Source organism: Mesorhizobium sp. M7D.F.Ca.US.004.01.2.1 (genome assembly GCF_003997785.1).
Lineage (GTDB): Bacteria > Pseudomonadota > Alphaproteobacteria > Rhizobiales > Rhizobiaceae > Mesorhizobium > Mesorhizobium loti.
Genome location: NZ_RZRQ01000372.1, coordinates 1 through 5,344 on the forward strand (window position 1 = coordinate 1; position 5,344 = coordinate 5,344).

Sequence of the window (5,344 nt, forward strand, 5' to 3'; positions counted from 1 at the left end):
GTGGTGGGCGGACAGCCGCGGCTTCACTTTCGAATATAACCAGCGCGGGCATCAGCTTTATCGCCTGGTCGAGGTAGACGCCGCCTCGGGCCGCGGGCGCTCCCTGATCGATGAGACCAGCGAGACATTCGTTGATTATTTGCCGCTGGGGCATGGCCAGGAGGATGCCGGAAAAATCTTCCGTTACGATGTCGATGACGGGAAGGAGATCATCTGGGCATCAGAGCGCGACGGGTATGAGCATTTGTATCTTTTCAACGGCCGGACAGGCGCGCTCGAAAACCAGATCACGCGAGGTGAGTGGGTCGTCCGGAGGGTCAACCATGTCGATCCGGTCAAGCGTCAGATCTGGTTCGAGGCGAGCGGGATGAACTCGCAGGAGGACCCCTATTGGGTCCATGCTTACCGCATCGGCTTTGACGGCAAGGGACTGACTGCACTGACGCCCGAACCGGCCAACCACCATATCGAGTTCTCGCCTGACAGGCGCTATTATGTCGATCTCTGGTCACGCATCGATCTGCCCCCGCGCATGGCACTCTACCGCGCCAGCGACAATGCCAAGCTCCAGCAGATCGAGACGGCCGACATTTCTGAGCTCGTCGCCGCAGGCTGGCAGCCGCCGCTCAGTTTCCATTCCAAGGGGCGCGACGGCAAAACTGACATCTGGGGCGTGCTCCACCTGCCAGCCAACTTCGACCCGACGAAGAAATACCCGGTTGTGGAGAATATCTATGCTGGACCCCACGGCTCCTTCGTCCCAAAATCCTTCTCGCGGTGGACAGAGCCGCTCACGCAGCTGGGCTTCGTCGTTGCTCAGATCGACGGCATGGGCACCAACAACCGCTCCCGCGCCTTCCATGATGTTGCTTGGAAGAATCTGAAGGACGCAGGATTTCCCGATCGCATTCTGTGGCACAAGGCGGCGGCCGCGCAATATCCATGGTACGACATATCCAACGTCGGCATTTTTGGCGCATCCGCCGGCGGCCAGAGTGCAGTCAGCGCGCTGCTCTTTCACCCCGATTTCTACAAGGTCGCCGTCGCCAAAAACGGCTGCTTCGACAACAGGATAGACAAGACCTGGTGGAACGAACTTTGGATGGGGTGGCCGGTCGGCATTGAATATTCGCAATCCTCCGCCGTTGACAATGCTCACAGGCTGCAGGGCAAGCTGATGATCGCGGTCGGCGAAATGGATGATAATGTCGATCCGTTTTGCTCGTTCCAGCTTGCCGATCGACTCATCAAGGCAGGAAAAGATTTTGACATGGTCTACGTTCCTGGTGCCAATCACCATACTCTAGGCACCTACACCGAGCGCAAACTCCTAGACTTCTTCGTTCGCAACATTCTCGGTCAGACCCCGCCCGACTGGAACACCAAACCGATCGAGCTGGAATAGCTTGTGGCTCTTGCAATTGTTAGCTCGCCTTATCAGCTGTAATCAGGGCGAGGCGCGAGCAAATCTGCACCGAAGGACGATCGTGGAGTCTAGGACTTGCGCTGCGTATTGAGGATCGGCTCGCCGCGACGTTGGTCTGAGCAAACTGCTTGATAGGCACGCCTGCAGACCGCGTGTGTGCGATTGCAAGATCCCCTATCAGCCTGGTGTGAAGCGTTCAGGGGAAAAGCCGCACCCAACGCCGCTTCCGCTCGCCGTAACGCTACGGCGGTGCGGCCCACCGATCCGCTCGACGAGCATTGGAACACATAGGTCCCCGAACGGACGATTGCCTTGGCAATAGAAGACCCTCGTCGGTCATCGCCGCTGTGGGTGGCAGCCCGTCGGTCTGGAGCTGCCACGATTCTCATCCTCGCGTCACATATGAGCTGAAGCTTTCCGGATCGGGTATCCAATCGGCATCCAGTTGCTCGGCGATATGGTTGAATTCTGCCCTCAGGACAAGAGTGAGTAGAGCAGCCCCGCTACGAAAATCCCATCCTGGTTCGTTTGACGCATCGACTATTCAGATTGATTGGCGTGATACCCGGCGCGGCCGCAACACGCGAGGCCGTCAACCGCTGAGCAGAAAACCAGCCTTCGCCTTCCGCGGCGGCGGACCTCGTCAGCCTCTCGAAAGCTTGCCTGAGTAGGTTGCTCATGTGATCTGTGGAAGTGAGGATAGCGTGCACCCGTACAAACTAGACATTCATCGTGGCAGCTTGGCTGCAGGTGCAGCACGCCGTACCGCACGAGCAAGCGGACAGGCCGGCCAAGCCGGTTTTGAGCAGCACTTGGGCGAACTGCAGGCGGCGGACGAGTTGATGGGTGCGCTAGGCGAGGAGGTCCTCGTCAATGGCTCGCATGGTAAAGGTGAGTTGAGACCAACGAAGAGGCAGAGGATCCAAAGCAATCTGCAGCATGCTGTCACTGAGCGGCAACCAGGTGAGGTTGGCAACTCAGGCGCTCGCGTGATGATGCAACTCCCCACCGATCAGGTGGGTACATCGGAACGGGAGGCGCAACTTGTGATGCAGGGGGACGAGCACGAATACACCCCAGCACCGCATCTCGACGGGTCGATGCCCTCGACAGTGCAGCCGGATCGTCCAATTGTGGTCCCCGACGGTGCCGACAAGCGTCCTGTTTATTCCAACGATGCCACCGCCATCGAAGGGCTGAAGTCAGCACTCCTTGCGGGTAAAGCCAGGCCGGACACGGTCACTCGCAGCACAAATTCTCTTTTCGGCTTTAGTCGTTGGCTCTTTCAAAACAACAAGCCAGGGCTTGCTGCTCGGCTTTACCATCCGTCGCTGAGCCAGGATCTCGAGGAGTACGAGAGTAGGGGTGGTTCCTCCACCGTGGCTGGCGCACTGCGTCAATTGATGAAGTCGATGGGCGGAGCCGGCCCGATTGTGGGTCGCGCTGTCCTGAACCCCCATCCTGACGACGCCGCGCTCACCAGACATTTCAGATCCGCGAGCGGCTACGCAACTGCTCTTAACCATTTCAGTCATTACCTACGTCAAAATGACAAGCTCGGAATTGCGGGTCGCATTTACGATAAATCGCTGGATAAAGATGTTGAGAGCTACAAGGCCGCCTCCTCTAATGGTGGAGCTCCGATCGAATCTGCGCTGGTTTATCTCCGCAAGAACCCGCCGCGCGTTATACTCGGGAATCATCTGGAAAACGCGGTCAGCATGGAGGCTCGTCCCCGTGGCGACGCTGCTCAGCATACCGCACCACAGCAGGGATTCGATTGGCCAGAGGAGCTCCTGCCGGTAGGTTATAAGGAGGGCACCGATCTACCATTGTCTCTCGCCCCAACCGCGCACCAACACCAAGCGCCCGACTTTGGAGAGGCCGTCCCTCACTTGAACTGGCGCCACGGCGACCAGGGCGCCCCGGAGGAGCTGGTAGCTGCACGGGACAGGAGCAGCCCGCTGCCAAGCGAGGCGGTGCCACATAAATCTGGACGGGGACTCGCTACGCAGCCCAGATTGTGGGCGGAGAAATCCGCCTCGCCAGAGCTCTTTCGACGGCGGGCGGAGCAGGCTCTGCCGGCGTCCGCCAGAGGTGTGGAGACATCCTCCGCGGTTGATGAAGCCGCGCAGGCCGCTCGCCAAGCTTTGGCTTGGTTGCAGCAGGAGATGGAGGGGATCGAACCGATGCAGGATCCTCATGAGGTGGCTACACCGGAATGTGAGGCGCAGCTCGTCAGGCAGAGGGATGAGCACGAATCCACCCCAGCACCGCATCCCGGAGGTGGTGGGTCGATGCCCTCGACAGTGCAGCCGGATCGTCCAATTGTAGTCCCCGACGGTGCCGACAAGCGTCCTGTCTATTCCAACGATGCGACCGCTATCGAAGGGCTGAGGGCAGCATTCCACGCGGGTAAGGCCAAAGCGAACACGGTCACTTACAATGTAAATTCTCTTTTCGGCTTTAGTCGGTGGCTCCTTCAAAACAACAAGCCAGGGTTTGCTGCTCGGCTTTACCATTCGTCGCTGGATCAGGATCTCAAGGAGTACGAGAGTACGGGTGGTTCCTCCACCGTGGCTGGCGCACTGCGTTACCTCAAGAAGTCGACAGGCGGAGCCCCGATTATGGCTCGCCCTGTCGTGATCCCCTATCCTGACGATGCCGAGCTCATTAGAAATTACAGAGCCGCTTCGACCAAGGAGTACCTGGCAGCGCCTGCGACCGGACGGAATCCAGATACCGTGGGCGGCTATACAAATTTTCTTAGACATTTTAGTCAGTACCTGCGTCAAAATAACAAGCTTGGGATTGCGGCTCGGATTCACGACAAATCGCTGGATAAAGATGTTGAGAGCTTCAAGGCTGTCTCCTATGGTAATAGGCTAAGTATCAGTTCTGCATTGGCTCACCTCCGGGATATCCTGCCGCGCATTGTGCTCGGGCGCGAAACTGTCCTTTCTGCTCATCCGGCAGACGCAGTCACCAGGCGCGTTGGGGCCGCTGCTGAAGCTGGGCCAGCGGCACCGGCAAGAGCTCCCCAACCCGCCTCGCCAGCAACCGCTAGGCTGCCAGGCACCTACCGCGGCCTTCCACTGGTTGATGTGACCACACTGACTACCAGTTCCTCTGGGGCTCAGATCGGGGCGCTCGATCCGACAGCCCCGTCCAACGTTGCAACGGGGCGGGTGCTCGGCGCCGCCGAATGGCTGAGCGACGCCCATATCCAGAGAGATTACAATTTGCTGGAGGGGCAACTGCAGGGGATCAATCCGGCGCTCGCTGCCCGGACTCGGCTGGTGGATCCTTCCGTATCCCATCTACTGCGACACACGTCGCCGCAAGACGCTCGAGGCATATTGCAGTCCATCTATAATCAAAACAACGCCACAGCCGACTTCCTGTTCTTGCCAGTGAATAATGGCACGGCTACTAGCCCCGGCACCCATTGGTCGCTGCTGCTCGTTGATCGCCGCGACCCGGAAAGGCGGTTCGCCTATCACTACGACTCCCTCCAGCGAGAGGGATATAACGACGTGCCTGCAAAACAGCTCGCAGGACTGCTGAATGCCACCTTGGCGCCAGCCCCCATGGCCAGACAGACGAACCATTATGATTGCGGCGTATTTGTCCTGGAGGGCACGTGGGCGCTGGTTGAACGATTGGTGAAAGGGCAGCGGCCAGACCACGAGCCGCTGCCCCTCGACAACCTCGTTGCCGATCGGCAGGCGCTGCAAGACCGGCTAAGGAGGCGCTTGCCGCACGAGGAAGAGCCGCGGCAGCTGCTGGAGGATGAACCCGCCTCCCCACCGATGATGGCATTCGAGCCAGGGGAACTGCGGCAACTGTTGGAAGACGAGCCTGCCTCCCCACCAATGATGGCGTTCGAGCCAGGGGAACTGCGGCAACTGTTGGAGG

General features: G+C 59.2%; 2 protein-coding genes. Both read left to right on the forward strand.

Translation table 11 applies throughout. The annotated features are described in order from the left end of the window. Positions 1 to 1,405: S9 family peptidase (locus tag EN993_RS30635; protein ID WP_164757914.1), on the forward strand; the 1,405-nt coding region annotated here is incomplete at its 5' end. Positions 1,406 to 2,238: 833 nt separating this feature from the next. After that, on the forward strand, positions 2,239 to 5,344 hold a 3,106-nt coding region (locus EN993_RS30640), incomplete at its 3' end, for a Ulp1 family isopeptidase (RefSeq protein WP_245469017.1).